The following is a 26,994-nucleotide window of genomic DNA, read 5'->3' as shown; positions in this document are numbered from 1 at the left end:
TATGAAAAAAATATACGGTATCGGGTATCTTTTGTGTACCCTGTTCCCGCTTTCTTCCCCGGCCCAAAACGGTCCCCAGTCTATCATAGAGGCAATCTATAAAGAAGGGAGTGCCGATAAATCATTAGAAACAAGGGCTTACCGGTTTTTAGATGTGATTGGCCCAAGGCTTATCGGCACGCCCGAGATGCAGCAGGCGCATGATTTTGTCAAAAATGAATATGAAAGTTTCGGGATAGAGGCTTATAATGAACCTTGGGGAGAGTGGAAATCCTGGAAAAGAGGGATTAGCCATATCGATATGCTGTACCCGCGCAGGATCAACCTGGAGGGTACACAAATGGCCTGGAGCCCGGCAACGGGTAAAAAGCCTTTGGTAGCCGAAGTGATGGTCTTGCCGGATCTGGCCGATTCTATATCATACGCCAAATGGTTACCGACAGTAAAGGGGAAATTGATTATGATTTCCCAACCGCAAATCTCAGGTAGGCCGGAGGATAGCTGGCAGGCTAATGTCAGTGCCGCGCGATTAGACAGCTTTAAAAAGGCAAAACAACTGGTAACTACTCAATGGCAGAACCGCATTGCAAAAACAGGTTTTACTGCCAGAACCTTACCTGCCCAATTAGAGGCCGCCGGTGCTGCCGGTATCATTGCCAATACCTGGTCTGGTGGCTGGGGCGTAACCCGTGTGTTTGCAGCGAAAACACAAAAAATACCTTCGGTAGAATTGGGTCTGGAAGACTATAATTTGTTATACCGCTATTTAGAACATGGTGTGGTACCAAAGCTGCAAATATATGCGGAATCTACTTTTGGGCCCTATGTACCTACCTATAACACCATGGCAAAAATAAAAGGAACCGTACATCCGGAGGAATATGTGATGTTATCGGCACACCTGGATTCCTGGGATGCAGGTACCGGTGCAACGGACAATGGTACCGGGGTGCTAACGATGATGGAGGCCATGCGTATTCTTAAAAAAGTATATCCGAATCCGAAACGGACGATCCTGGTCGGGCATTGGGGAGGGGAGGAGCAGGGCCTTAACGGTTCTCGTTCCTTTGTGCATGACCATAAGGATATTGCAGATCATATCAGTCTGGTGTTGAACCAGGACAATGGTACAGCAAGAATTGCCGAGATCAATACACAAGGATTTGTAAATGCTTATGCCTATTTCGATAAGTGGCTTAATTATATCCCGGAGTCAATCAAGAGTGATTTGAGTATGCGCTATCCGGGCGCACCGGATAATGGCGGATCGGATAATGTTTCTTTTGTAACCGCCGGAATACCTGCATTTTATTTGTCGGCTAAAAACTGGCATTACCGCGACTATACTTGGCATACGCAAAGGGATACCTATGACAAAATCGTGTTTGAAGATATCCGCAATAACGCGATGCTGATTGCGATGTTTGTTTACATGGCCTGTGAAGAACCGGAGCTGATGAGCCGGGAAAAAATACAAATGCCTTTAGATATGAAAACAGGAATGCCGAAAAAATGGCCTACACCTGGAAACGGAACCCGAAAAGGGCCGTGATATATACTAAAAAAAATATTATCTTTAGGATTAATCAATCTTTTGAAATGAAAAAAAGTATTCTATTTATTATCTTATCTATTGCGCTATCCGGTGCCACTGCTTTGGCACAGAATGATAAATTGTATGTGGCATTTAAGCCTGCTGTGCCACTCGACAATCGTCTTATCAATGAAAAGGAGATCATGGCGCAAAGCCCGGTATATAAGCGCTTGAAAGAAGCGTATGGCCTCTCTCTTGCCAATCCTTTTGATTTTACGGATCAAAAATTAGCTGAATTATCGGCAAATGCGATTAAACTCGTGGGTAATGATGATGCCGTAGCACAGCTGAAAAAGATCTTTTTGGTACAAACTGCCTCGATAGATAAGACGCATTTTGAGGCTTTGATAAAAGAATTGCAGCAAATGGATATTGTTGCTTACGTGTCGACACATCCACTTACGCCAATAGCACCCCCTGCAGATATTGCACCGGTAACGCCCAATTTTGAAGCGCAGCAAAGCTATATTGGTGTAAATCCGGGTGTGAATATGCGTTATGCATGGGATAAGGGCTTCTTCGGGCAAAATGTAAAAGTGAGGGATGTGGAATATGGGGTGAATATAAACCATGAGGACCTGGAGGACCAGAATATAACTATCCAACCAGGCAAAACCATAGAGCCTTCCTTGACGACCGCTTATACAGAACATGGTACTGCGGTACTGGGTATTTTGGCGGCAAATAAAGGTGATTATGGGATATCCGGGATGGTGCCCAATGTTACAGAAGCCGTATTATACCCGGAGTATACGGTGGAAACGGGTTATGATCGTGCTTTAGCGGTTTCTTCAGCTATTAATAACACCAGTATCGGAGATGTCGTTATTTATGAGATGCAGACAGGCGGCGTATCTGGTTATGCACCGGCTGAATATGATAATGTGATATGGAGCCTGACTAAGGCCGCTACAGATGCAGGGATTATCATTGTAGCCGCTGCTGCAAACGGGAGTCAAAATCTTGATGCTCCTGCCTATGCAACGTATATGGCCAGGGGCAATAGCGGTGCCATTATGGTTGGTGCGGGTACCAATACAACAGCGCATACGAGGCTTAATTTTAGTAATTATGGAAGCAGGGTAGATTTGCAAGCCTGGGGAACAGATGTATTCAGTACGGGTTATGGAGATGCTCATCAGATAGGGGGTGACTTTAATCAGACCTATACCAATTTCTCCGGTACCAGTTCTGCTACACCCATAGTAGCTTCCTGTGTGGTTAATTTGCAAGCTTATTACCGCCATCTGACCGGGGGCAATAGTATGACCGGGCAACAGATTAAAACGATTTTAAGAAATACCGGTATCCCTCAGGGAAGTCCGGCAACCGAAAATATCGGCCCATTGCCGAATATGAAAGCGGCGATGGAATACCTTGCAGCAACTTTAAGTACAGAGGATATTGCCCGTAAAAACAATATTTTTATTTATCCCAACCCGGTTGCAGATCGCCTGTATATAAAGGATACGGAGAATAAGGAAGTGGCTTATCGTATATTCGATATTTATGGTAAAGTATGGTTGACCTCAACTCAAAAAGGTACAGACCTGGATGTGTCGTCCTTATCGGCAGGTATCTATTTCTTGCAGCTGAGCGGTGACCGGTACAGCTATTACCAGAAATTTATAAAACAATAAATAAAAAGGGCGGCTACANNTGTAGCCGCCCTTTTTATTTATCTTCTTCGATCTTTAGTATTCTTTTTTGTGACTTCTTTCTTTCCTGATTTACCTCTATGTTGTTTCTTTTTCGCTTCCTCTTCTTTTTTCTTTTTTTCTTCTAACTGATCCTTCTTTCTTTGAGCTCTTTCTTGTGCCGGGCTTAGTTTCTTCACTTCTTCCTTAGGCTGTTCTTTGGTCTGTGCCTGCTTTGCCGCATTGATCGAATCTTGCTTTTGCTGTGCCGCCAGTTGTTTGGCCGCTTCTACATTACGAAAGGTATCTTTAGGCGCTGTAGGAACATTGGCCGGAATCACATCTTTTTCCTGAAGATCCAGCACTACATCTCCCAAATATTGGCTATCGGTTTCGGTCACGATGGTTGCCGTGTCTCCGAGTGTAATCGGTCCTCTGTCGGAATCATTACTGACGCCGGTACATGCACTAAAACTAATCGTCAGCAAACCGGAAATCAACAATAAGGTACCTATAGATGATATTTTCATAAGCATAAAAGTAGCAAAAATGATAGAAAATGAGCAATTAGTTTTTCGAACGTTCGATCTTTCTGATTTTATTTTCCTGCGTCAATTCTTTAAGTAAGTTGTCTAAAACACCATTGATAAATTGTCCGCTTTGTGGCGTACTGTAATTTTTGGCAATCTCAATATATTCATTGATGGTAACCTTTGTCGGTATCGTTGGGAAAAACAGGAATTCGCTAATCCCCATTTTTAATAAAATCAAATCAATAGAAGCCACACGGTCCGCATCCCAGTTTTTCAGCTTAGGCTCAATATATTCCATCAATACGGTTTCTTTTTCCAGTACAGAAGTGAGCAGGCTACGGGCATATTCATTTTTCTCCAGAGAGATAAATTGCAGAAAATTGATTGTTTTTGGATTTTTAAAGAAGTTTTCCATCAACATCATCACCATATCTTTATCATCTTCCCAACCGTCAAAAGTGTCGGTCATATACTCCAGGAAGTCTTCATTTTTGATCATTTCGTTCTTCCAGATGAAGTAGAGCATGGCTTTGTCTTCCGCTGCGGTACGTTCTTCTTTCTCGATATAGCTCAGATAAGTATCTTCGGTACACAGATGCTGGTACATCTTCTTCACCCGGTCTGTTTCGATCTTATCATCCAACTTGTCTTCGCTGACGCGGACATTGAAGGTGTCGTTTTCCAAAAGATGCCATAAGTAAATATTACCCGAAATTTTCGTGTTCACATTCATATCGGCGGCCGATGGCAGGTATTTGGAAGAACGCAATCTTGCATCCGTTTCGGCAAACTGTGCTATACGGGCAAGGTATAATACAGAAATATTAAACAACTCCGCTGCGTTCATAAACTTCTGCGTGAGCACCTGTAAGCCTTTCTTGCGCTGTGCATCATTGTCTTTAAACTCAAGTGCACCAAGGGTATCTAAAGCATACAGCGCTTGCATGGCCTTTATTCTAATATTTCTACGACTTATCATTGGAATTTTTGAAAAATGGAGAGCGAAGGTACGATTTTAATCACTAATAACCCTTATATCTTATATTATATTGCTCCTATTTTTAGTAATCATTATACCAGAATTATATTTTATCTTTACGCGGTTACTATTATTTGACCTCTATCGATCAATTGATTATGACTGTAGCTAATATCCTGATTATCCTATGTAGTGTCTCATTACTGTTTTTCCTGTTTTTTATTGTGGTATTCGTAGGTCTGGAGTATGCCTTTTTTGCGGCTAACCGGCTCACCATAGAATTAAAGCGAAAACAACAGACCCGTTCCGGTATTTTATTGGGACATTTTTTTGAGTACCCCGAGAAATTCTGGGGTGGAACCATTACAGCATTTTATTTATCCCTCATCGGCTTTTGCTTATCCTTACATTTTTTGTCGGGCCATCTCATAAAGATGTTTCCCGAGGTATTGCGTGATTTTGAATATACACAGATCATTGTCGATTGGGTATTAGCTTCTGTATTTATCCTGCTTACGATCAGTTTTATTGCCAAAAGAGGCTTTGAAAGCAATCCGGAAGGAAAACTCGGTAGTTGGGCGGGATTCCTGAACTTCGTGATTAAATTTACCAATCCGATCGCCAACTTTTTTATCCGTATTTCGGAGGTGATCCTGAAGTATCTGTTCAATGTTAAAACAAGCCGTAAACAATCTATATTTGAGCGGGTAGACCCTAATTTGTTTCTTCGCAACTCAATCCATGGACATAACGATGATGACTCTTTAAACAAAGAGTTATTTGAAAAGGTATTGCAGCTGACCCAGATAAAAGTGCGGAAATGCATGATTCCCCGCAATGAGATTCTCGCTATGGATGTGAGTAGTGCTCCTCAGGAAGTAAGAGACGCCTTTGTGCGTTCTAAACTGTCTAAAATTATTATTTACGAAAAAGATATTGATACGGTAATTGGCTATGTGCATCATCTGGAACTCGGCCGCAATCCGGGGAGTATTAAAGAGATTCTGCATACGATTCCAACGGTACCGCAGACCATGAATGCCATCGATCTGATCCATCTGTTTACCAAAGAACGAAAAAGTATTGCCTGGGTAATCGATGAGTTTGGAGGTACGGCCGGTTTTGTAACGATGGAAGATGTTTTGGAAGAGATCTTTGGAGATATAAAAGATGAGTATGATATAGAAGAATATACTGAGAGCCAGATTGCCGAAAATGAATATATTTTCTCGGGCAGGTTAAAACTGGACTATCTCAAACAGAAATATGATATTGATTTGGAAGATAAAGATACCGAAACGCTTTCCGGTTACATCATCAAGAACTATGCGACCATTCCGAAGCAGAACAGTAAAATTATCATCAATAAATGTGAGTTTGAAATCTTATTAGCCACACAGACTAAGATTGAGACGGTAAAACTGAAAGTCTTACATTCCTGATTATTTTATGCATAAAATATAAAAAGCGAGGCCATCCGGTCTCGCTTTTGCATTATAGTATCATTTATCTCAAAAAATTTATTGCATTTTTACCTTCACAGCAAATAAGATCCAGAATAGAACAATCTGACAGGAAACCACTCTCTTCTGAAAATACCTGATAATAAGGTGCACCGATATAAGCTTCATCTTTTGGATGCGTACTTGTTCTGAGGTCTAAGGTATCCTGATCATATTCCGGTATATATGCCTCGCTGGTGCTGATTGCTACCGGATTGCCCAGGAAATGATTTGCCCAAATGATGGTCGCCAGATTCCAGTCCGACAGCAAGGGTACTTCCTTTTCGAAAAAAGGGAATAGCTGATAATCGATATATTCAAAGAACGGAGCATTACCTAAAAGGGTTTGCAGCGTTCTCCAATGGGTCTTTTGCCAATGTTCTGCATAAGAAATACCTACGGCATTCATTGGTATCCTTTGGTTGCGTCCATTGGTCAGCGGAATGCTTAATATTGATTTGCCTTTTTTATCGGCCAGGTAATACCGGTTCCTGTAGGACATCTTCTGGTAATGCTCCTGCGTATCCAGGATCAATGTTTTCGCTTTTAATACTTTTTGCCACCAACTGACCGGTGGAAAGGGCAGGGCAGAAGCCACTACTTGTGTATATGTTTTGGTCATTGTTCCGGTCTTATGATTCTGTAGATTCTGCTTCGAGCCTTAATACTTTTTGAACGCCGTCTATTTTTTCGATAGCGACACAGAGTGCATCCAGTTCCTCTTTGTCTTTTACAAATACTTTAATGGTACCATCAAATACACCATCCTGTGAGTCAATACTGATTGAGCGCATATTAAGCTTCATCTCAGTCGTAATCACATTAGTGATGCCCTGTACGATCCCCACATCATCTAGACCGATAATACGGATACCGGTAAGGAAGGAAATCTCTTTGTTCTTGGCCCATTTGATTTTCACCACACGGTGGGCATAGTTAGCCAAGAGACTTTGGGCATTAGGACAGTCATATCGATGCACTTTAAGGCCTTCTCCGGAAGACACAAAACCGAATACATCATCGCCCGGAATCGGCTGGCAACAAGTAGCCAGTTTGTATAAGATCTTATCAGAGCTTTCCCCAAAAATGATCAGTTCGGCACCGCCTTTCTGGGTATTGGCTTTATTGCTGTCACTTTCTTTCGTCTCCTGATGATGGGTAGGCTCTTTGGCCGGTTGGTAAAATTTGTCCCCGTTGATGGTAAATGTTTTCAAGACCTTGAGGTCTACGCTACCCACGGCAACAGCATAATACATATCCAGCGGAGAAGGGAATTTGAAGTAAGCGCAAATCTCATTAATGTTATGCGTGTTCGGCTCTAAATGGAACGAGCTCAACTTACGCTCTACGATGGCACGGCCATCTTCAGAAATGGTTCTTTTCTCTTCCCGTAAATAATATTTGATTCTGGACTTGGACTTACCCGTAATGGCAAATTTAAGCCAGTCCTCAGAGGGTTTTTGTTTAGAGGAGGTAATAATCTCTACCTGATCCCCGCTTTTGAGTACATAACTGATGGGTACTAATTTGAAGTTTACTTTCGCACCGATACAGCGTGCGCCTAAGGCGGAGTGAATATCGAAGGCCAGATCTAAGGCGGTTGCACCTTTAGGTAATACCCTCATATCGCCTTTAGGCGTGTATACATATATTTCTTCCGTAAACAGATCAAGTTTGAAATCCTGCAAGAAATCCAGGGAGTCCGCTTCAGAGTTGTTCAGGATTTCACCCACATGTTTCAAAAAGGCGTCCAGCTTACTTTCACTTTGGGTCCCTTCTTTGTATTTCCAGTGTGCGGCAAGTCCTTTTTCTGCAATTTCGTTCATCCGTTTGGTACGGATCTGTACCTCTACCCACTTTCCTCCCGGACCCATTACTGTTGTGTGCAGGGCTTCATAACCATTTCCTTTAGGCACGGAAATCCAGTCTCTAAGTCTTTCTGTACTGGGCCTGTAAAAATTGGTAATGATAGAATACACCCGCCAGCAATCTTCCTTTTCCTGTTCTCTCGGGGAGTCTAAAATAATGCGTATGGCAAATAAGTCAAATACCTCCTCAAAGACCACATTCTTATTCTTCATTTTGTTCCAGATAGAATGGACGGCCTTGGGTCTGCCATAGATCTCAAAATTGAAATTATGGTCTTCTAATTCTTGTTTAACGGGTTTGATAAATTCCCTGATGTATTTTGCACGGTCATTTTTGGTCTCATTTAGTTTACGAGCAATGTCTATGTATACATCCGGCTGGGTATATTTTAAACTAAGGTCTTCCAGTTCGGATTTGATTTCATATAAACCTAATCTGTGCGCCAGCGGTGCATAGATAAAAGACGTTTCTGAAGCAATCTTCATTTGCTTGTCCCTGGCCATACTGGTCAGCGTACGCATATTGTGTAAGCGGTCGGCAAGCTTGATCAGGATAACCCTCGGGTCTTCTGCAAGGGTCAGCAATATCTTTCTGAAATTCTCGGCCTGCATTGACACGCCGTTTTTGAAATCAACGACATTGCTAATCTTTGTAAGGCCGTCAATGATGCGCGCATATACACTACCGAATTCCTGGCTGATGTCGTCTAGTGTTATTTCGGTATCTTCTACCACATCATGCAATAGGGCACAAATAGCGGAAGTAACACCCAGGCCTATCTCTTCGACGGTGATACGGGCTACAGCAAGCGGGTGCAGGATATAAGGCTCGCCAGACTTTCTGCGCATTTCTTTATGCGCATCGGCAGCTAGTTCGAAGGCTCTGCGTAATAATTTACGATCCCCTTTTTTGATGCGTTCTTTAAGTGCTTTTAATAAGGCTCTGTATTCTCTTAAGATAAATTTCTTCTCTTGTTCTTCGTCGATTTTTTTATACAATATAGTGCTCGCCATACGATTGATTTTTCAAAATGGATATAGGGCATAAAGCCGGTTGCTCTTTTGTTATCCTCTTGTATACTAAATTACAAAAAAACGGAAGCTCGTTGAAGCTTCCGTTAATAAATATTTTTTGAGTAGATTAATGTTGAATCATCAGCTTCGTGGTTTGTATGATTTTACCCTCTGTGTTTTTCATCACACCAATATAAATACCTTCCGGAAGTTGGTTTAAGCCACCGAAAACGATGTCATTACCATCTGCATTAATATTCTGAATCGCAACGGTTTTTCCGATAACGTTTACCAATTCTACTGTTTTTGCTTCGTTTCTTAAAGCAACCGATATCTTGAAATACACTGCGCTATTCGCAGGGATTGGATAGGCGATCATCTTTTTGTCGCTGGTGCTTAAGGTGCGTTGTTGCTCTACATTCTGTGCTTTAACGTCTTGCACCATAAAGCCCAAAGGCAACATGGCTAGCAAAAATATTTTGTAAAGTAGTTTCATATATGTCGAGTATTTTTTATTGTAATTAGGATTGATAACAAAGATATTTTATTTATTTTGATAAAACAAAAAATGTATTTCATCCGTTGTTTTTTATCAAAACACTAACATTTTTTTCAGCTTTTCATACGTTATTCAATTATACCTAAGACCATGACTTGAGTAAAAGGTTAAATGGGATAAAAAAAATTATGTTTCTAATTTGGAAATTTTATGAAAACAAACAAAATTTGCCTTTGAAATATCACAACTAATAAAGAAATTTGTACCACAGATTTAATCAAAAATATTTATAAAAAATGACCACTAGTAATTCTAATTCTGGTAAAAAGAGCACTACCAAGAAAGCGGCGGCACCTAAAAAAGCGGCTGTAAAGAAATCTACTGCTAAAGCAACAAAAGCGGAGGAGGATGAAGATGAAGACGACGATTTGGACGAAAGCCCCAAAAAGAAAGTAGCTTCTAAAAAGAAGGATATCGACGACGACGATGATGATGCCGATTTGGATGATGATCAGGACGATGATTTCTATAAAGAAGAAGAGGAGTTTGTAGATCCGGATTTTGAAGAATTTGAAATGCCGAAGTCTAAAAAAACGCCTTCCGGTGGTGGTAAGAAAAAATCGACAAAGGAAGAAGATGATGGTTTTGATGATTTCGAAGATTTGGGATTTTTAAATGATGATTTTGACGATTTCGAAGATGATGATTTTTAGATTTTAAATTACGGTGGCTTTGAAATATTGTCAAACAATTGATATTTCCTCTTTTCCTATAAAAGATATTAAAATAAAAATGCTGAATTGGATTAAACAATTCAGCATTTTTTCATATTTGGATAATAATAATTATACCAATCTTTATAATCGTTATGAACTTTTAATTGCGGCTGATGCCTATGAGGATTTAAAGATCACAACACTTTCTGTTTTAAGCGAACAAGTGGGGCAGGGCTGGCTTTTCGGCCATTTTAATTACGATCTTAAAAATACGCTTTACCCTTCCTTACAGAGTGCTCATCCTGCTTATTTTAAGAATGAACCGGTACAGTTTTTTCGCCCTAAAGTAGTTGCCTATATTCCTTATGGTACCAGCCGTTTGGTAATAGAAAGTGAGGGTACTATGCCTGAGCTTATCTGGCAGCAGATGATGTTGGAAGCGGCTATTATAGGTTCTGAATCATTTCCTGAAATTAAATTTACCCGCAACTGCAGTCCTGCACAATACCTAAGTCTGGTAGAACAAGTAAAAGTCCAACTCCGAGAGGGAAATTGTTATGAATTAAACCTCTGCGTGGGCGCTTATGCCACAGCAGTGGCAATTGATCCGGTGTCAGTATTTGATGCCTTAAACCGGCACAATCCGGCTCCCTTTGCCTGCTTGTACCGGCAAGCACAACACTGGCTTATGAGTAGTAGCCCCGAACGTTTTTTGTATAAAGAGTCGGAGGTCATTATCGCGCAACCCATGAAAGGGACGATACGCAGGGGCAGTGATGAAGCGGAAGATGAAGCGCAGAAGATAAAACTACTGGAGGACCAAAAGGAGCGGGCAGAAAACGTGATGATCACTGATCTCATGCGTAATGACCTGGCTAAAAGCTGCCGGGCGGGATCGATAACTGTTCCTGAATTATTTGGGGTTTATACCTTCCCTAGTTTGCATACCATGGTTTCTACGGTAAAGGGGATATTAAAAGATAAGACGAAACCCTTAGAAGCTTTGTTGGCGGCCTTTCCGATGGGTAGTATGACCGGAGCACCGAAGCATATTGTGATGCAGATCATCGAATCGTTGGAGCAGTCTAAGCGGGAGCTGTATTCCGGTGCAGTCGGGTATTTCAGCCCCGATGGTGATTTTGATTTTAATGTGGTGATCCGCAGCTTGCTCTATCATGAGCAGGAAAAAATGTTGTCTTATCATACCGGTGGCGCCATTACGATTGATAGTGTACCGGAGCAGGAATGGGAAGAGGTATTACTCAAATCAAAAGCTTTGGAAAACCTGTTTTTATAAAAAATGCCGCTTATAAAGCGACATTCCATTCCTTATAAAATTCTTCTAAAAATGTAAGCATAAACCGGTGCCGTTCTTCGGCTATTTTACGGGCACTTTCGGTATGCATCATGTCTTTAAGCAAAAGGAGCTTCTCATAAAAATGGTTGATCGTTGTACCATTAGATCGCTTATAGGCTTCTTTACTCAGGTTCAGGTTGGCAGGAACGTCCGGATCATACATCGGGTTATTCTTGTATCCGCCAAAGTTAAAGGTACGCGCAATGCCAATTGCACCGATCGCATCCAGCCGATCTGCGTCCTGTACAATTTGTAATTCGATGGGATGCGCGCTTACCTCGTTCCTGTTTTTAAAAGAGATATTCCGGATGATGTAGATGACCTGATCGATAAGGGAGGGATCTACCTTTTCCTTGTTTAAAAACTGCAGGGCCATATCCGGGCCGATGTCTTCATTGCCATTATGGAATTTTGCATCTGCGATATCATGCAGCAGTGCGCCTAGTGCAACCACAACTTCGTTGCAGTCTGTCTCCCGGGCGAGGTATGTACTGAGCTTCCACACCCTTTCTATATGAAACCAGTCATGGCCGGCTTCTGCGCCTTGTAAAGTTTGTTTTACGAAATCTACGGTCCGTTCTATAATGGTTTGCGTCATCGTTTTTAATGTTTAATCGCTGCTACTGTTTGGGGATTGTGTTTATGCCGGAAGAAAATGGCGAAAAGCAGGGCGACTACTGCCGAATAGGCGGCAAAGGTGAGCCATATTTCATGCCACATTTTATTGCCATTGGCATCGGTAAAGTAATGTTGAATGATATAACCGCTTAGTAAACTCCCAAATACGGCACCAAAACCATTTGTCATCATCATAAACAATCCTTGTGCAGAAGAGCGTACATGCCTTTCGGTAGAGGTTTCTACAAAAAGAGAACCGGACACATTAAAGAAGTCGAAGGCCATACCATAAACGATACAAGACATAATAATCATCCACAAGCCTTCATGTGGATTGCCATAGGCAAATAAAGCAAAACGTAATACCCAGGCGACCATACTGATCAGCATAACCTGTTTGATCCCGAAACGCTTCAGGAAGAAGGGTATGGCAAGTATAAACAGGGTTTCTGAAAACTGGGAGATCGACATAATGATCGTAGAATATTCTACTACAATAGAACCCGCATACTCCGGCATTTTTTTAAAATCGTCCAGAAACAAATCACCATAGGCATTGGTCAATTGTAAGGCGGCGCCCAGAAACATCGAGAAGATGAAAAATAGTGCCATCTTATAATTCGCAAATAATTTAAAGGCATTGAGTCCAAAGGTTTCGGTCCATTTCTGATTTTCCTTAATGCTTTTTAATGGTGGGCATGAAGGAAGCGAAAAGGCATATAAGCCTAAGAGCGCAGCGGCTGTTCCCGCAATATAAAACTGGTTTGCGGAGGCTTTGTTTCCGGTGAGATTGGTGATCCACATCGCGACAATAAAGCCCAGTGTTCCGAATACCCTGATGGGTGGAAAATCTTTAACTACATCATATTTATTGGACTTGAGCAGGGTGTAGGCAATCGAATTGGACAGTGCCAAAGTGGGCATATAAAAACACATGGCCAGCAGGATAACCCAAAAAAAGGTACTTGGGTTATCAACCTGTGGCAGGTAAAATAAAACGGCTGCATACAAGACATGTAAGATGCCGTATAAGCGTTCTGCATTGATCCATTTATCAGCCACAATACCCATTAGGGTAGGCATAAATAAAGAGGCAATACCCATACTGGAAAAAATAAGCCCGAATTGTGTTCCGTCCCAGTTCTTGGTGCCGAACCAGTAATTGGCAATAGTAATAAGCCAGGCGCCCCACACGAAAAATTGCAAGAAATTAAGTACTGTTAATTTAAGTTTTATGCTCATTATACCGTCACCAATATTTTATGTAAATAACAATTTGCTAATGTACGATAAATTTGAAATGTGAGGCGTTTATTTAAGATGTACATTTGATTTCCATATCTTTATAATCATGAAAAATGCTTTTTTATGGGGCCTTGGTTTGGCTACTGTAGTCATTCTTAATTTATCTTTTATACAGGATCAAAAAAGGCATACTTTTTTGGACAAACAGTATTATGATGTGGCATGTAATTGTGTGGTCAGCGAAAGCTTTTATGATGGTAAACGGATTCGTTATGAACAATATACCGATAGTTTTAATTATATCAAAAACGGCCCCTCGCTTCATTTTTATGAAAACGGAGATACGGTTAATGCCTTGTTGTACAAGGACGGCCTGGAAGAAGGAGACTATCGTGCGAAATACGCTAATGGGAAACTGTATATAAGTGGATATTACCGTGGCGGCCGGCCGGTGGGGGTTTGGAAAACCTATAGTGAGCAGGGTGCGCTTACGGAGGAAACGGTTTATGAAACGGATGCACTCAGGCATAAGCGTGTACGCTATTATGACCAGACAGGAGATACTTTATTGTACACCGAAACATATCAGGATGATGCCCTGATGCAAAAGACTGTCAATAATCAAGGGGCATACGACCGGATGATTTGGGCAAAGGAAAACAGAACCGGCGTACAGATCTTTCAGGCGAATTGTGCTTCCTGTCATCATCCTTATAACGATGCCACCGGACCTAAACTGAAAGGGGTGATGCAAAGGCATTCAGAGGCTTGGATCAGATCCTGGATTGCTAATCCATCCCGGATGATTGCCAATGGCGATAAGGCGGCTATAGCCCTTTATCATAAGTGGAATAAAACATCGATGACTGCCTTTCCGTATTTTTCAAAAAAAGAAATGAATAGTTTGATTGGTTATTTGAAAAGCCTGAAATAAATAAAGCCTCCTGAATGGGAGGCTTTATTTATTATATATGGATGAGATCTTAATAACCCATATCCATTCCACCGCCTGGCATTGCCGGAGCAGCTGATTTTGGTTCTGGTTTGTCTGCGATCACACATTCTGTAGTTAATAACATACCTGCAATAGAGGCTGCATTTTCTAAAGCTACGCGTGCTACTTTTGTCGGATCGATTACACCCGCAGTCAATAATTTTTCATATTGCTCTGTACGGGCATTGAAACCATAATCTCCTTTACCTTTCTTGATTTCCTGAACGATAACAGAGGCTTCAAGGCCAGCGTTGGAAACGATGGTGCGCACCGGTGCTTCTAAAGCATAACGTACGATTTGTACCCCTGTTGTTTCATCATTATTGTCGCCTTTTACTTTGTCTAAAGCTTCAATCGCACGGATGAATGCGGTACCACCACCTGGAACAATACCTTCTTCTACGGCTGCGCGTGTTGCATGTAATGCATCGTCAACGCGGTCTTTTTTCTCTTTCATTTCAACCTCAGTAGCTGCTCCTACATAAAGAACGGCAACACCACCGGCCAATTTAGCCAGACGCTCTTGCATTTTTTCTTTATCATAATCAGAAGTAGTTACTGCTAATTGAGATTTGATTTGGCTAACACGTGCAGTGATATCGGCTTTTTTACCTTTACCGCCTACGATGGTAGTGTTATCTTTATCGATTGTGATGGTTTCTGCAGAACCTAAATAGCTCATGTCTGCATTTTCCAGTTTATAACCTTGCTCTTCGCTGATTACCGTACCACCGGTTAATACTGCGATATCCTGCAACATTTCTTTTCTTCTGTCTCCGAAACCCGGTGCTTTTACCGCAGCGATTTTCAAAGAACCTCTTAATTTATTTACCACTAAAGTCGATAGAGCTTCTCCTTCTACATCTTCTGCAATGATCAACAACGGACGGCCGCTTTGTACTACTTTTTCCAAAATAGAAAGAATATCCTTCATCATAGAGATTTTCTTATCGAAAATCAAGATGTATGGGTTAGCCATTTCTACCTGCATTTTCTCTGTATTAGTTACAAAGTATGGGTTCAGGTAACCGCGATCAAATTGCATCCCTTCTACAACTTCTACTGTAGTATCAGTGTTTTTGGATTCTTCTACTGTGATCACACCTTCGTTACCCACTTTAGCCATTGCTTCTGCAATCAGGGCACCGATTTTAGTGTCATTATTTGCAGAAATAGTACCTACTTGTTCAATTTTTTTATTATCGTTGCCTACTTTTTGAGATTGTTTTTTCAAATTGTCTACAACGATTGCTACTGCTTTATCGATACCGCGTTTCAGATCCATTGGATTGGCGCCGGCAGCTACATTTTTCAAACCTTCTGCAATGATCGCCTGAGCTAAAACCGTTGCAGTAGTGGTACCATCACCAGCGATATCTGCTGTTTTGGAAGCCACTTCGCGCACCATTTGTGCACCCATATTTTCGACCGCATCTTCCAATTCGATCTCTTTTGCTACAGACACACCATCTTTAGTGATTGCCGGTGCACCAAATTTTTTCTCGATAACAACGTTACGGCCTTTTGGTCCTAAAGTTACTTTAACTGCGTCGGCCAATATGTCAACGCCTTTCTTCATTTTATTTCTTGCTTCGATATCGAAGAAAATTTGTTTTGCCATTATTATGAATTGAAAATTTTAATTGAGATTTTTAAAATATTTAAAAGCCCTTGAGGTGCTTTTAAACGGGATTAAATGATCGCTAATAAATCGCTTTCGCGCATGATCAACAAATCCTGACCATCGATGTTGATTTCTGTACCGGCATATTTACCATACAAAACTTCATCACCCGCTTTTACGGTTACGGGCTCATCTTTTTTACCAGGACCGGCAGCAATTACAGTACCACGTTGTGGTTTTTCTTTTGCCGTATCAGGAATGATGATACCACCGGCAGTTTTTGTTTCTGCTTCAGCCGGTTTAATGATTACTCTGTCGTGCAGTGGCGTAATGCTCGCTTGTTGTTTCTTTGCCATTAGATTATGGATTTAAAATTGATTTTAAATTATAGTTTGGTTGAAAATGGATTTCATTTTCTGTATACCATGGGTCTCAAAAATGCTGCCAAACCGTCTTTTGTGATCATTTTGTCAGTCTCGCGAATATATAAGAGATGCAAAAGACAAAAAAGCATTTATACCCTCAAGTACAAATGCTTTTTTGACATACAAATAGATGTATTTATGCTTTCCATCTTATGGCATAAGACAGGTAGAAGTTAAAATCGAAGGAGGTGGATTGATCGCCTTTTCCGTATCCGGAGATGTTGTTTGGGGACACCTGTCCGTCAAAAGTGCCGGAGTTAATAAAGAACTTTGCCCGTACATTCCAGCCGGCAAAAAAACGGGGAAGCACCTCAAAGCGCATGCCTGCGGTAATTTCTCCCCAATGTGCAATGAAGTTACGGGCTGCAACCTGATCGCTTTTAGGTATGCCGAAAGGATTGTTGACAATGAATGTTGCCGGGCCACGTTGGCCGACACCGATGCCATAACGAAAGCCTACAAGGATGATATCCCAGTCTTTGTTATCTATTTTGTCGAACATGGAAATGTCAATCCCCAATTTAAGAAAGCCGTTGCTGGTTTTGTATTTAAGGTTTTCGTAATTTATTTTTCCGCCACCATAACCGGCCTCCAACACCAGGTATTTGTCTTCTCTGAAGGTATAATCGGCCATAAATTCATACCCATACCGGGAAGGATAGGAGATACTCGCAATCATACGGTACAGATCAGTGCTCAAACGCAATTGTCTTTCAAACGGAGCTCTTTTTTTCTTAGCGCTGCTTGTGGTATCTACCGGCGAGGAAACGTTTTTTGCCTTATTGGTGTCTGTTGTGATCACCGTATCTAAAGTGGTATTTTGCGCATAGGTCTCTATACTCAAAATACACCATATCGGCAGCAATAACAAGGCAAGCTTCATTTTCATCGGTTAGTCCTTTGTTTAGTCTATAAAGTAAAGCTTCACGTGTTTGTCCTGGGCACTTTGGGTTACATCAGCTACATTAACGAAGGCAGAATCAAGTAAGTGTTTTGTAGTGCGTACGCTATCGAGCTTATAATAATAGGTATAACCACAGGCATTAGAAATAAAATGATAGGATGGCTTGTAATACAAGCGTATGGTATCATATTGATTTACGGTAGAGTCTGGTTGAAACCGATAGGTAATCACAGGCTTTTCCGGATTAAACATTACGGCCATTTGGGTTGCTTTAAAACCGCCCAGGAATTTAATGACCGAATCTTCATTGACCGATAACATAGAAGGGTAGTTCAGGGTGGTGTCGCCCGTTCTTATATAAATACTGTCTCTTTGTAAAATGTCTTTTCCAATTACGGTATCTATGTATTCGAACCCGATTTGTGCCGTCACGGATTTTGGCACATAGCAGTTCTGTGTATCCGGCTTACAGGATGCAAACAGGCAAATGCCTAAAAGTAGATAGAGTAGTGGTTTCAACAAGTTTAAAGATTTTTTATAGTATTGTCTATTTCATTAATAATGTTATCAATATATGTTTTTAATGCTTGCTGGTCATCATTTTCGCCTAGTCTTTTAATCATCAGTTCTTCTTCCAGTTGTTGTATTTTTTCTTCCTGTAGCTGTATCGTGTCCTCGAGGGAACTTACTTTTTTCTTTAACAGGGTCTCATTTTGCTGCACTTGATTAAACTGTCTGATCAAGGCGCGTAGCTTTTCTTGAAGTTGATACAACATCATATTAAGTCAATAAAGATTACAGGTTATAAACGGATACTTGCCCCGATTTCTTTTTCAAACTGTTGTATTAATTTCTGGATCATTTCTTCTACCTCTTCATCGGTCAGGGTTCTTTCATTGAGTTGGAAGGTGAAACTCAGGGCCAGTGATTTTTTATCGGCGCCTAATTTTTCGCTTTCAAATACATCGAACAATTCAAATCCTTTATAGGCATCCCATTTCTGTGATTGCGCTATTTTGGCTACCTGGTCGTAAGTTACTTTTTTGTCTACTACTAGCGCAAGGTCGCGTTTCATAGCAGGGAATTTCGGCAATTCACTATATTTTATTTTTACCGTTTCTGCGGCATCAACCCAATTTTGGATGTCCGCCTCGATGTAATACACGGCTTGCTTAATATCAAATTCTTTTAATCTCGTGGTATCTACAGTAAGGGCTTTGGCCAAAACGATCTTGCCGCGTTTCCATTCGATGCCTTTGTCTGTAGTGGCTTCCTGGTATTTCGCAATGCCGCTGATGGCGAGCAATTGCGTTACGATACCTTTTGCCGTATATATAGAACTGTTTACCGCCTTACCCTGCCATTGCTGTGCATGAGTGTTACCGGTAATCCAAATACCCAGTTTTGCAGTTTGTGTATATTTTCCTATTTCAGACTGTGCATATACATTCCCTAATTCAAACAACATCAGATCTTGTTGTTTCCTGTTTATATTATAGGCCAGTACTTCCAAACCGCTTTCCATGAGTTCCGGACGCATCACATCCAATTCGCTGGACAGGTTGTTCAGCATCTTTACCATCTGGCTGTGTTCCGGATAGTACTTACTGTTGGTAATCGAATTGGTAATGATCTCGTTCATTCCGATATGACACAGATGGTTGGCTATTTTCTCTTTCCATTTTCGGGATAGCGGTTCCGGTCTTTTATTAAGCGACATGGAAATACTGTTCCCGATCGGAACATTGTCCAATCCGTCGATCCTTAATACCTCTTCTGCCAGATCGGCTGCTTGCGTCACATCAACTTTATTGGTTGGTACCAGCACTTCAAAGGTATCTCCGTCCTGTGCTGTTTTAATGAATCCTAAAGTCTTCAGTATATTATCGGTGATCTCCGGAGCAAATTCTTTACCACAAAGCGTACTGATGAATTTATAACTTGCTGTGATTTTTCTTGGCGCTAAAGGAGTAGGGTAAATATCTTTAACCTCAGAAGCAACCTGTCCGCCGGCATGCTCAAGAATCAGCTGTACCGCACGGTTCAAGGCAAGCGGAACCATATTCATATCCACCCCTTTTTCAAAATGGGTAGCCGCATCGGTCCTTAATCCATGATGCATGGAGGTACGGCGAATGGTTTTTGCGTCGAAATAAGCACTTTCCAGGAAGATGTTGGTGGTATTGTTGGTAATGCCTGAAGTGGCTCCGCCAAATACACCGGCAATACATAATCCTTTTTCTGCATCGCAGATCATGAGGTCTTCGCTGCGTAATTTTCTTTCTTTATCGTCCAGTGTTTTGAACAGGGTGTCTGCCTCCAGTTTTTTGACTACGATTTTGTGCCCGCTCAGGGTGTCGTAATCAAAGGCATGCAGGGGTTGCCCTAATTCATGTAGGACGAAATTGGTACTGTCTACTACATTATTGATCGGACGTACACCGATGGCTTTTAATTTTAATTGTAACCATTCCGGCGAAGGAGCAATGGTTACGCCGGTCAGGGTAATGCCCATATAACGGGGGCAGGCTACCGCATCTTCAATACTAATATCGATAGGTAAAGTTGCCTTTGCTGCGGGAATATTGATTTCCGGATAGACTACCGCTACAGGATTGCCTTTATGATGCGTCAGGTAAGCACATACATCGCGTGCCACCCCTAAATGACTCATGGCATCGGTTCTGTTGGGGGTTAAGCCTATAGAAATCGTCTGGTCTGCAGAAGCGATATTGAAATATGTTGCAGCAAGCGTGCCTATTGGTGCATCTTCCGGTAAAACCATAATACCAGCATGTCCGGTACCCAGGCCAATTTCATCCTCTGCACAGATCATACCTTCGCTGGCTTCCCCACGGATTTTTGCTTTTTTAATTTGGAACGCTTCTCCTTCAGTTGGGTGTACCGTGCAACCCACGGTTGCCACCACTACATGTTGCCCGGCCGCTACATTCGGCGCTCCGCACACAATCGGTAAAATAATGCCCTTACCTACATCAACTGTTGTAATGCTTAATTTATCCGCATTTGGGTGGGTTTCCCGTGTAAGCACTTTACCAATCACCAAACCTTCTAAACTGCCTTTAACTGCTTCGGCCTTTTCTATGCTTTCTACTTCCAGACCAATGCTGGTTAAAATCTGGCTTAACTCATCTATTGCTACAGGCTCAGGCAGGTACTGCATTAACCAATTGTAAGAAATCTCCATATACTTTTCAAAAATATGCTCGTTATAATAAGGTGTCAAAGGTAATAATTATCGTGCAGATAATTAAAATCAAATCATGTCCTGTAAGGATAAGGGCATTCAATAGTGTTAAAAAAGGATTTTCATTTGTTAATGTTTTTTTATTCTTTATCATATAAATATATATTTGGGAAATGAAGCAGAGGGCAATTGTGATGCTCGTTTGTCTGGGGGTAGGGCTTGTTCTTTCTAGTTATTATTCCAGATTGACCGTACAAAACAATAATTCGGATATATCCTTTTTAGAACGTCAAGGATGTATGGAAAAACCGACTAACCCTGTTCAAGATTTGCTTACTAAAATAGTTTGCAAGCATAGAAAACTACCTAAGGCTACCAACCAACCCACCTATAATAAAATACAAAAAGAACATTTTGCCGTTTTTTTTGCCAAAAATGAATGCCCCCAGATTAAAATCCCCTTATCGGGATGCTCTGAGGCGCCTGCCTTTGTGGTTAAATATTCCGACATCATTTCTGCTGAACTTACCCATACGCACCCTAAGCAAGTAATAATTTACAGAAAACACGACAATGCATTACGATATGCGTGACGTAATGATATGGATAGACACAGGAGTGTTATAATAATCACCTGGTGTATGGGGACTGATGCAATCGTAGGTTTATCTTGAGGGAAATATTGTGTAGCCGGTTTTAAACATCCAATGGATAAAGGACGTCAAAGTGCGTATATAAATTTGATATAAAGTAAACAATAAATAAGAATAAAACATGAAGAAAATACTTTTAACCGGTATTTTAATGGGGGGCTTCTTCTCAGCATTAAGGGCACAAGAATCATATTGGCGCCCATCTGTTACGGACAATAAGTTGGATTATCCTGCTTATGGATTTACCGTAAATAGTCAGACTTTATTACAGACCTTACATGAGGCGGGTAATTCAAAGGAAACCGCTGTAAAAATGCTTATTCCCACTCCTGGCGGAGAACGACTGGAGTTGTTGGTATGGAAGAATAGTCTGCTTCCGGAAGCGCTGCAGGCCAAGTTTCCGGAAGTACTCACTTTTGATGCCATTGTATTGAATCAAAAAGGGGTAAGCGCCAAGCTTGATTATAATACTTACGGATTTCATGTAATGGTATACGACGGAGACCGTACTTTTTTTATTAATCCTACTGACGTAAATACCGGTGCATATGCGGCTTTTTATAAAGGAGATGCCAAAAGAGTGGGCGCAATTATGCCTTGTGAAAATACGGATGAACAATCTTCATTTGTAGCAGGAGCACAAGAAGACCGCATTCGTCAAGGTGGTACGACTGCTCAAAGAACGAATGGTAATACACGCAAGACTTATCGTTTGGCTTTAAGTTGTACGGGGGAATATGCAGAAGCAGTTGCGGGTGCGAATCCTACTAAAGCAGCAGTATTTTCTGCGATGACGACTTCTATGAACCGGGTAAACGGTATTTATGAAAGAGAGTTATCGGTAACGATGCAGTTTATTGCAAATAACGATACGCTTGTATATACTAATCCTACGACCGATCCTTTTACGGCAAATAATAACGGAGATTTATTGTTGGGTCAAAATCAATCCAACACAACCTCTAAAGTAGGTAATTCTAACTATGATATTGGCCATATTTTTAGTACCGGTGGTGGCGGTATTGCCCTTCTGGAAGGGGTATGTATCACTAATTTAAAAGCAAGGGGTGTAACCGGAAGGCCTAATCCTGTTGGCGATCCTTTTGATGTAGATTATGTATCACATGAAATGGGACACCAATTTGGCGCTAACCATACTTTTAATATCTGTACCGGAACGGAAAACCAATCAACCGCTTATGAGCCGGGTAGCGGATCTACCATAATGGCTTATGCCGGTATTTGCGGTTCTAGTAACAATCTTCAAAATAATAGTGATGCCTATTTTCACAGTGCCAGTCTTAATGAGATAGGAACAAGCTTGTCTATAGGGTCTGCTTCGACCTGTGGTGTTGCTACAGCCGGTATTGCTTCTCCTAGCTTTACAATTGATAATATTCCTGATTATTATATTCCTAAGAAAACACCTTTTGAATTTGATTTCCCTACGGTTACTGCAGGAAATACGGACAGTAGGATTACCTATAGTATTGAACAATACAATTTGGGTAATTATCAGGAAAATGAAAGTGGGGCATCCGGCTTTAATGCAGGACCTTCATTTAGGAATTTTATACCAGACACGGTAGCGTTCCGGAGTTTTCCAAATCTTGCTATGCTAAAAGGTGGTTTTACCTCACAAAAGGGCCAACGCCTTTCTGATGTTGCCAGAAATTATAATTTTAAATTTACCGCCAGAGAAGTTAAAGATGGCTGGGGAGCAATTAATCTTTCTGATGCAACGAATCATATTACGGTTGTGGCTACACCAAGACCTTTTGGCATCATTTACCCTAATGTAAATGACAGCATCATCAGAAACAGTGCGACTACTATTTATTGGGATCAGGCACATACAGGCGGTGCGCCGATCAATTGTAATGCGGTCAATATTTACTTATCTTTAGATACAGGTAATACCTTCCCTATTATATTGGCACAAGATGTACCGAATACAGGTAGTGCAATCGTTACTATTCCGGATGTTGCCAGTACAACGGCAAGGGTGAAAGTGAAGGCGAGTAACAATATCTTCTTCTCTATGTCTCGCAGAAATGTTGTGATTGGTACTGTCGCAAGCCCGGTTCCGGTTATTGACACGACAACAGGTATTAAACAGCTTAATTTTGCACAAGGAGTCAGTATTTTCCCTAATCCTGCATCAGACAAATTAAATATTGTCCTGAATAAAGAGGCTATTGCCGGTGGCGTACAAATGGTAAATATACTGGGACAAGCCGTTTGGGCAGATGAGCTGACAACGCAAAACAAGGAAAAAACAATCTCTGTCTCTCATTTGAGCAAAGGCATTTACTATATCAGGTTTGTGAATAAAGAAGGAAGTACTTATACACAAAAAATCACCTTACAATAGCTTGTTATTTAATTAATCTTTCACATAAATAGAATTTAGAATTGAAATATTAGTCCTACATTCGTTAGGTAAACAGGATTCATTCATCTTAAAAACTATTTATTATGGCAAACAAAAAAAGTGGTGGATTATTAGCATTAGGTTTAGCAGCGGCAGCCTATTGGATATGGGGAATGAAAAAAGAGGATAAGGATAAGGTGAAAGAAACCGTAAAGAATGCGGGGACTAAATTGAAAGATAAATTACCTCAGGACCTCCGGGATAAACTGGATGGATTTTCTTCCTCAAAAGCATAAGGCACACAGACTAAATAATGTGATAGTACAAAAGGAGCGCTACGATTCGTAGCGCTCCTTTCTTTTACATTACCTTTATATTTTTTATTTTAATTGTCTTTCTTTCTCGAGGTACCGGTACTCTTCTTTGGCGAGCTGGTACTTTTCTTTGCCGGATTGGCTCCTTTCTTCTCCGAACTGGTATTTTTCTTTTTTACTACAGTTTCCTTTAGGGCAGCAGCGGCTTTCTTTACAGGTATGGCATTTCCGACCTGGTCTTCCGGTACAAAATCAAAGTCAATCTGCTTCTTCTCCAGGTCTGCACGCACAACTTGTATTTGTACTTTATCGCCGATTCTAAAGCGCATTCCGGTATGGCTGCCTACTAAGGCATAATCCGCTTCAACAAATACGAATTCATCTAAAGAACTAAGGTCCGCTATAGAAATCATTCCCTCACATTTATGTGCAATCGTTTCTGCCCAAAAGCCCATGGTTGCGACACCACTGATCAAGGCCTCGAAGGTTTCTCCGATATGCTTGCTCATGAATTCTACCTGTTTGTATTTGTCCGCCAATCTTTCGGCTTCCATTGCTTTTCTTTCTCTTTCCGAACAATGGGTACATTTAGCATCCATTTTCTTATCAATTTTCACCTCATTGTCGATCACCTGTTGTACAATACGGTGTACCATCACATCCGGGTATCGGCGTATCGGAGAGGTAAAGTGGCAATAATCTTCAAAACCTAAACCATAGTGGCCAATGTTTTCGGTAGCATATACCGCCTTCGACATGGTGCGAATACCCAATTGCTCCAGGATATGTTGTTCGGGTTTGCCGGCTACATCTTTCAACATCTGGTTGAAGGAACTCGCAATGGTATCGGGTGTATTTAAATTTAGTTTATAGCCAAAACGTGCAGAAAACTGTGCAAAATTGGCCAGCTTATCCTCATTAGGAAGATCATGGATCCGGTATGGGAATGGGATTTCAGCATTGTTTACTTTTCGTTTACCCACATAAGCCGCTACCGTTCTGTTGGCCAGTAACATGAATTCCTCTATCAGTTTATTCGCATCTTTACTTTCTTTGACCATAATGCCGATAGGTACCCCTTCTTCATCAAGTTTAAACCTGATCTCTTGCGAAGAGAAATTGATCGCCCCTTTTTCAAAACGTTCTTTTCTCAGGTTCTGGGCTATGCGGTGCATGGTTAGCACCTCTTCCGCGTAGTCCCCAACTCCGGTTTCGATGATTTCCTGAGCTTCCTCATAGCTAAACCTTCTGTCGGAATGTGTTACCGTACGGCCAATCCAGTATTGTTTCACTTCTCCTTCTTCGTTTATTTGGAAGATGGCGGAGAAGGTAAATTTATCTTCATTAGGTCTTAAAGAACAGAGTACATTGGAGATGTGTTCCGGAAGCATAGGTAATACTCTATCGGGCAGATACACTGAGGTAGCTCTTTCGTAGGCCTCTTTGTCCAGTTCGGTATCCGGCTGTACATAGTGACTTACATCGGCAATGTGTACGCCTAATTCATATAAACCATTTTTTAACGTACGGAAGGAGATGGCATCATCAAAGTCCTTTGCATCAGCAGGATCGATGGTAATGGTCAGAATGTCTCTGCAATCTTTCCTTTTGGCGATCTCGGCTTCGGGCAATGTTTCAGGTAAAGCATCACTTTCTTTCATGGCTTCGTCGGAGAAGCGCAATTGGAATCCCGCATTCAGCAAAATTTCCTTCATCGCTACCTGATTGTCGCGCTCTGCGGAAAGCAGCTCTACGACTTCGCCCTGGGGGTTCTTATTGGCACCATTCCAGTCACTGATCCTTGCAATCGCTTTGTCTCCGGTCTTTCCGCCTTTTAAAAATTTGGAGGGAATGAAGATGTCAAAATTGATATTGTTTTTGTCCGGGATAAGGAAGCCGAAATTTTCGGATACTTCCAATATACCGGTGAATTCGTTCTGCATTCTTTTAACCACTTCGGTCACTTTTCCTTCTGGCCGGCCACTGCTGCTTACTCTTTCTACCAGTACTTTGACGATATCACCGTCAATAGCGGTCTTCATATCATTGCTTTTAATCAAAATGTCTTTATCCCATCCTTCTACGATGACGAATCCCATTCCTGATTTCACTATTTCCAGTTTGCCGGTTGCGGATCTTCCGGAGAGGGCCGATTTTTTCTGTGTTTTAGGTATATATTGTGATTGTTTCTTCTTAGTCATAATTGCTTCTTTTTAATCTTTACTTCGTTTCTATTTTTTGTAAATATAATGTTTATCTCAAAAAGAAATGGCCATCTGTAGCAAGATGGCCGTTTCTCTTATCGCATGATGTATAATTTTCCGTAGCCGTTTTTAAAGAACTTGTCTACCGAATTGTTTTTGCTGAGCTCTATGCTTTCTCCCTGATTATTATTTGTAATGACCCTGTAGAGGTAGACACCATTACCCAAAAGTTGTCCGAACTGATCGCGGCCATCCCAGCGGTACTCGGTCATATTGCGGCCGATATGGATATTGCCCAATTCGCCTTTTGTAATCTCCTTTACCACTTTGCCCGTAACGGATATGATTTGTATTTTGAACTGACTTGGAATTTCTGAGCCTGTCAGGGTAAACACAAACTGTGTTGAGGTGGAGAAGGGGTTAGGGTAGTTGAGTACATTCGTGATCGTCGCCTTATTATGTACAATAAAGCCTATTTCATATTTATTGCTGGTACTTCCGGCCAGATTTCCTGCTTTATCTTTGGCGCTCACCTGCAACGTGTAGGTATTGTCTGCCAATGTAGGTCTGTACTCGATATAGGCCTCATTCTTTCCATTGTTACTGGCCGGTATAAACTTACATACCGTACCATCAAAAGGAATGGTTACAAACGTTCTGTTTGCCGTATCTCTAAGGCTCACTTGCATTAGGGAGGTATCGGCTAAAAGATTATGTAAATTTTCATCTTTC

Annotated in this window: 24 protein-coding genes; 9 read left to right on the top strand and 15 right to left on the bottom strand. The window is 41.3% G+C overall.

Annotated features, from left to right (window positions below; all coding sequences use genetic code 11):
- Nucleotide 1: 1 nt before the first annotated feature.
- Both DBR32_RS04965 and DBR32_RS04960 read left to right on the top strand, forming a co-directional pair.
- Nucleotides 2-1,552, top strand: a complete 1,551-nt coding sequence (locus tag DBR32_RS04965; RefSeq protein ID WP_124635199.1) for a M20/M25/M40 family metallo-hydrolase — start codon at nucleotides 2-4, stop codon at nucleotides 1,550-1,552.
- 47 nt (nucleotides 1,553-1,599) lie between these two features.
- Entirely contained in the window at nucleotides 1,600-3,234 is a 1,635-nt protein-coding gene (locus DBR32_RS04960) for a S8/S53 family peptidase (RefSeq protein ID WP_158605914.1), read from the top strand.
- Nucleotides 3,235-3,272: 38 nt separating this feature from the next.
- Here DBR32_RS04960 and DBR32_RS04955 read toward each other — a convergent pair whose 3' ends face one another.
- Complete coding sequence (locus tag DBR32_RS04955) at nucleotides 3,273-3,761, bottom strand: hypothetical protein (protein ID WP_124635197.1); 489 nt, start codon at nucleotides 3,759-3,761, stop codon at nucleotides 3,273-3,275.
- 37 nt (nucleotides 3,762-3,798) lie between these two features.
- A complete protein-coding gene (gene nusB, locus DBR32_RS04950) occupies nucleotides 3,799-4,710 on the bottom strand; it encodes a transcription antitermination factor NusB (RefSeq protein ID WP_158605913.1) in 912 nt (303 codons plus the stop codon).
- Nucleotides 4,711-4,901: 191 nt separating this feature from the next.
- On the opposite strand from nusB, the gene DBR32_RS04945 reads away from it, so the two are divergent.
- On the top strand, nucleotides 4,902-6,185 hold the full coding sequence (locus tag DBR32_RS04945; protein WP_124635195.1) for a hemolysin family protein: 1,284 nt from the start codon (nucleotides 4,902-4,904) through the stop codon (nucleotides 6,183-6,185).
- Between the two features lie 64 nt (nucleotides 6,186-6,249).
- On the opposite strand, the gene DBR32_RS04940 is transcribed toward DBR32_RS04945, so the two are convergent.
- The 3 genes from DBR32_RS04940 to DBR32_RS04930 all read right to left on the bottom strand — a co-directional run bounded on the left by DBR32_RS04940 (nucleotide 6,250) and on the right by DBR32_RS04930 (nucleotide 9,623).
- On the bottom strand, nucleotides 6,250-6,867 hold the full coding sequence (locus tag DBR32_RS04940; protein WP_124635194.1) for a WbqC family protein: 618 nt from the start codon (nucleotides 6,865-6,867) through the stop codon (nucleotides 6,250-6,252).
- A 10-nt stretch (nucleotides 6,868-6,877) separates the two neighbouring features.
- A complete protein-coding gene (locus DBR32_RS04935; protein WP_124635193.1) occupies nucleotides 6,878-9,127 on the bottom strand; it encodes a bifunctional (p)ppGpp synthetase/guanosine-3',5'-bis(diphosphate) 3'-pyrophosphohydrolase in 2,250 nt (749 codons plus the stop codon).
- 127 nt (nucleotides 9,128-9,254) lie between these two features.
- Nucleotides 9,255-9,623 carry a T9SS type A sorting domain-containing protein gene (locus tag DBR32_RS04930; protein ID WP_124635192.1) on the bottom strand — a complete coding sequence of 123 codons (369 nt, stop codon included), beginning with the start codon at nucleotides 9,621-9,623 and terminating at the stop codon, nucleotides 9,255-9,257.
- Between the two features lie 299 nt (nucleotides 9,624-9,922).
- Between DBR32_RS04930 and DBR32_RS04925 the strand changes: the two genes are divergently transcribed.
- Nucleotides 9,923-10,339 carry a hypothetical protein gene (locus DBR32_RS04925; protein ID WP_124635191.1) on the top strand — a complete coding sequence of 139 codons (417 nt, stop codon included), beginning with the start codon at nucleotides 9,923-9,925 and terminating at the stop codon, nucleotides 10,337-10,339.
- 79 nt (nucleotides 10,340-10,418) lie between these two features.
- Nucleotides 10,419-11,639 carry an anthranilate synthase component I family protein gene (locus tag DBR32_RS04920; RefSeq protein WP_124635190.1) on the top strand — a complete coding sequence of 407 codons (1,221 nt, stop codon included), beginning with the start codon at nucleotides 10,419-10,421 and terminating at the stop codon, nucleotides 11,637-11,639.
- A gap of 10 nt (nucleotides 11,640-11,649) precedes the next feature.
- Here the strand turns inward: DBR32_RS04920 and DBR32_RS04915 are convergent, their stop codons facing one another.
- Together DBR32_RS04915 and DBR32_RS04910 are read right to left on the bottom strand one after the other, a co-directional pair.
- The gene (locus tag DBR32_RS04915; protein WP_124635189.1) at nucleotides 11,650-12,297 is read right to left on the bottom strand and encodes an HD domain-containing protein; all 648 of its coding nucleotides are present in this window, start codon (nucleotides 12,295-12,297) and stop codon (nucleotides 11,650-11,652) included.
- Nucleotides 12,298-12,302: 5 nt separating this feature from the next.
- Nucleotides 12,303-13,559 carry a nucleoside permease gene (locus DBR32_RS04910; protein ID WP_124635188.1) on the bottom strand — a complete coding sequence of 419 codons (1,257 nt, stop codon included), beginning with the start codon at nucleotides 13,557-13,559 and terminating at the stop codon, nucleotides 12,303-12,305.
- A gap of 109 nt (nucleotides 13,560-13,668) precedes the next feature.
- On the opposite strand from DBR32_RS04910, the gene DBR32_RS04905 reads away from it, so the two are divergent.
- On the top strand, nucleotides 13,669-14,496 hold the full coding sequence (locus DBR32_RS04905; RefSeq protein WP_124635187.1) for a c-type cytochrome: 828 nt from the start codon (nucleotides 13,669-13,671) through the stop codon (nucleotides 14,494-14,496).
- 49 nt (nucleotides 14,497-14,545) lie between these two features.
- Here the strand turns inward: DBR32_RS04905 and groL are convergent, their stop codons facing one another.
- From groL to pheT, 6 genes are all read right to left on the bottom strand, one after another.
- Complete coding sequence (groL, locus tag DBR32_RS04900) at nucleotides 14,546-16,177, bottom strand: chaperonin GroEL (RefSeq protein ID WP_124635186.1); 1,632 nt, start codon at nucleotides 16,175-16,177, stop codon at nucleotides 14,546-14,548.
- Between the two features lie 71 nt (nucleotides 16,178-16,248).
- Nucleotides 16,249-16,536, bottom strand: coding sequence for a co-chaperone GroES (groES, locus tag DBR32_RS04895; protein WP_124635185.1), 288 nt, complete (start codon nucleotides 16,534-16,536; stop codon nucleotides 16,249-16,251).
- Between the two features lie 205 nt (nucleotides 16,537-16,741).
- On the bottom strand, nucleotides 16,742-17,488 hold the full coding sequence (locus DBR32_RS04890; RefSeq protein WP_124635184.1) for a DUF6048 family protein: 747 nt from the start codon (nucleotides 17,486-17,488) through the stop codon (nucleotides 16,742-16,744).
- A 21-nt stretch (nucleotides 17,489-17,509) separates the two neighbouring features.
- On the bottom strand, nucleotides 17,510-18,031 hold the full coding sequence (locus DBR32_RS04885; RefSeq protein ID WP_124635183.1) for a DUF6452 family protein: 522 nt from the start codon (nucleotides 18,029-18,031) through the stop codon (nucleotides 17,510-17,512).
- Between the two features lie 2 nt (nucleotides 18,032-18,033).
- Entirely contained in the window at nucleotides 18,034-18,288 is a 255-nt protein-coding gene (locus tag DBR32_RS04880) for a hypothetical protein (RefSeq protein WP_124635182.1), read from the bottom strand.
- Nucleotides 18,289-18,311: 23 nt separating this feature from the next.
- The gene (gene pheT, locus DBR32_RS04875) at nucleotides 18,312-20,756 is read right to left on the bottom strand and encodes a phenylalanine--tRNA ligase subunit beta (protein WP_233559665.1); all 2,445 of its coding nucleotides are present in this window, start codon (nucleotides 20,754-20,756) and stop codon (nucleotides 18,312-18,314) included.
- Nucleotides 20,757-20,890: 134 nt separating this feature from the next.
- Between pheT and DBR32_RS04870 the strand changes: the two genes are divergently transcribed.
- The 3 genes from DBR32_RS04870 to DBR32_RS04860 all read left to right on the top strand — a co-directional run bounded on the left by DBR32_RS04870 (nucleotide 20,891) and on the right by DBR32_RS04860 (nucleotide 24,040).
- The gene (locus tag DBR32_RS04870; protein WP_124635181.1) at nucleotides 20,891-21,310 is read left to right on the top strand and encodes a hypothetical protein; all 420 of its coding nucleotides are present in this window, start codon (nucleotides 20,891-20,893) and stop codon (nucleotides 21,308-21,310) included.
- Between the two features lie 181 nt (nucleotides 21,311-21,491).
- On the top strand, nucleotides 21,492-23,744 hold the full coding sequence (locus tag DBR32_RS04865; protein WP_124635180.1) for a reprolysin-like metallopeptidase: 2,253 nt from the start codon (nucleotides 21,492-21,494) through the stop codon (nucleotides 23,742-23,744).
- A gap of 104 nt (nucleotides 23,745-23,848) precedes the next feature.
- A complete protein-coding gene (locus DBR32_RS04860) occupies nucleotides 23,849-24,040 on the top strand; it encodes a hypothetical protein (protein ID WP_124635179.1) in 192 nt (63 codons plus the stop codon).
- A gap of 89 nt (nucleotides 24,041-24,129) precedes the next feature.
- Here the strand turns inward: DBR32_RS04860 and rnr are convergent, their stop codons facing one another.
- Both rnr and DBR32_RS15695 read right to left on the bottom strand, forming a co-directional pair.
- The gene (gene rnr, locus DBR32_RS04855; protein ID WP_124635178.1) at nucleotides 24,130-26,259 is read right to left on the bottom strand and encodes a ribonuclease R; all 2,130 of its coding nucleotides are present in this window, start codon (nucleotides 26,257-26,259) and stop codon (nucleotides 24,130-24,132) included.
- Nucleotides 26,260-26,357: 98 nt separating this feature from the next.
- The gene (locus DBR32_RS15695) at nucleotides 26,358-26,951 is read right to left on the bottom strand and encodes a T9SS type A sorting domain-containing protein (RefSeq protein WP_233559684.1); all 594 of its coding nucleotides are present in this window, start codon (nucleotides 26,949-26,951) and stop codon (nucleotides 26,358-26,360) included.
- Nucleotides 26,952-26,994: the final 43 nt, after the last annotated feature.

Source organism: Taibaiella sp. KBW10 (assembly GCF_003852495.1).
Taxonomy (GTDB): domain Bacteria; phylum Bacteroidota; class Bacteroidia; order Chitinophagales; family Chitinophagaceae; genus Edaphocola.
This window is presented reverse-complemented; position numbering and strand designations above follow the sequence as displayed.

What these genes read in the sequence shown, in the direction of transcription:
- DBR32_RS04965 (WP_124635199.1), top strand. Translation starts at nt 2, where the DNA reads ATGAAAAAAATATACGGTATCGGGTATCTTTTGTGTACCCTGTTCCCG.
- DBR32_RS04960 (WP_158605914.1), top strand. Translation starts at nt 1,600, where the DNA reads ATGAAAAAAAGTATTCTATTTATTATCTTATCTATTGCGCTATCCGGT.
- DBR32_RS04955 (WP_124635197.1), bottom strand. Translation starts at nt 3,761, where the DNA reads ATGAAAATATCATCTATAGGTACCTTATTGTTGATTTCCGGTTTGCTG.
- nusB (WP_158605913.1), bottom strand. Translation starts at nt 4,710, where the DNA reads ATGCAAGCGCTGTATGCTTTAGATACCCTTGGTGCACTTGAGTTTAAA.
- DBR32_RS04945 (WP_124635195.1), top strand. Translation starts at nt 4,902, where the DNA reads ATGACTGTAGCTAATATCCTGATTATCCTATGTAGTGTCTCATTACTG.
- DBR32_RS04940 (WP_124635194.1), bottom strand. Translation starts at nt 6,867, where the DNA reads ATGACCAAAACATATACACAAGTAGTGGCTTCTGCCCTGCCCTTTCCA.
- DBR32_RS04935 (WP_124635193.1), bottom strand. Translation starts at nt 9,127, where the DNA reads ATGGCGAGCACTATATTGTATAAAAAAATCGACGAAGAACAAGAGAAG.
- DBR32_RS04930 (WP_124635192.1), bottom strand. Translation starts at nt 9,623, where the DNA reads ATGAAACTACTTTACAAAATATTTTTGCTAGCCATGTTGCCTTTGGGC.
- DBR32_RS04925 (WP_124635191.1), top strand. Translation starts at nt 9,923, where the DNA reads ATGACCACTAGTAATTCTAATTCTGGTAAAAAGAGCACTACCAAGAAA.
- DBR32_RS04920 (WP_124635190.1), top strand. Translation starts at nt 10,419, where the DNA reads ATGCTGAATTGGATTAAACAATTCAGCATTTTTTCATATTTGGATAAT.
- DBR32_RS04915 (WP_124635189.1), bottom strand. Translation starts at nt 12,297, where the DNA reads ATGACGCAAACCATTATAGAACGGACCGTAGATTTCGTAAAACAAACT.
- DBR32_RS04910 (WP_124635188.1), bottom strand. Translation starts at nt 13,559, where the DNA reads ATGAGCATAAAACTTAAATTAACAGTACTTAATTTCTTGCAATTTTTC.
- DBR32_RS04905 (WP_124635187.1), top strand. Translation starts at nt 13,669, where the DNA reads ATGAAAAATGCTTTTTTATGGGGCCTTGGTTTGGCTACTGTAGTCATT.
- groL (WP_124635186.1), bottom strand. Translation starts at nt 16,177, where the DNA reads ATGGCAAAACAAATTTTCTTCGATATCGAAGCAAGAAATAAAATGAAG.
- groES (WP_124635185.1), bottom strand. Translation starts at nt 16,536, where the DNA reads ATGGCAAAGAAACAACAAGCGAGCATTACGCCACTGCACGACAGAGTA.
- DBR32_RS04890 (WP_124635184.1), bottom strand. Translation starts at nt 17,488, where the DNA reads ATGAAGCTTGCCTTGTTATTGCTGCCGATATGGTGTATTTTGAGTATA.
- DBR32_RS04880 (WP_124635182.1), bottom strand. Translation starts at nt 18,288, where the DNA reads ATGATGTTGTATCAACTTCAAGAAAAGCTACGCGCCTTGATCAGACAG.
- DBR32_RS04870 (WP_124635181.1), top strand. Translation starts at nt 20,891, where the DNA reads ATGAAGCAGAGGGCAATTGTGATGCTCGTTTGTCTGGGGGTAGGGCTT.
- DBR32_RS04865 (WP_124635180.1), top strand. Translation starts at nt 21,492, where the DNA reads ATGAAGAAAATACTTTTAACCGGTATTTTAATGGGGGGCTTCTTCTCA.
- DBR32_RS04860 (WP_124635179.1), top strand. Translation starts at nt 23,849, where the DNA reads ATGGCAAACAAAAAAAGTGGTGGATTATTAGCATTAGGTTTAGCAGCG.
- rnr (WP_124635178.1), bottom strand. Translation starts at nt 26,259, where the DNA reads ATGACTAAGAAGAAACAATCACAATATATACCTAAAACACAGAAAAAA.
- DBR32_RS15695 (WP_233559684.1), bottom strand. Translation starts at nt 26,951, where the DNA reads ATGCAAGTGAGCCTTAGAGATACGGCAAACAGAACGTTTGTAACCATT.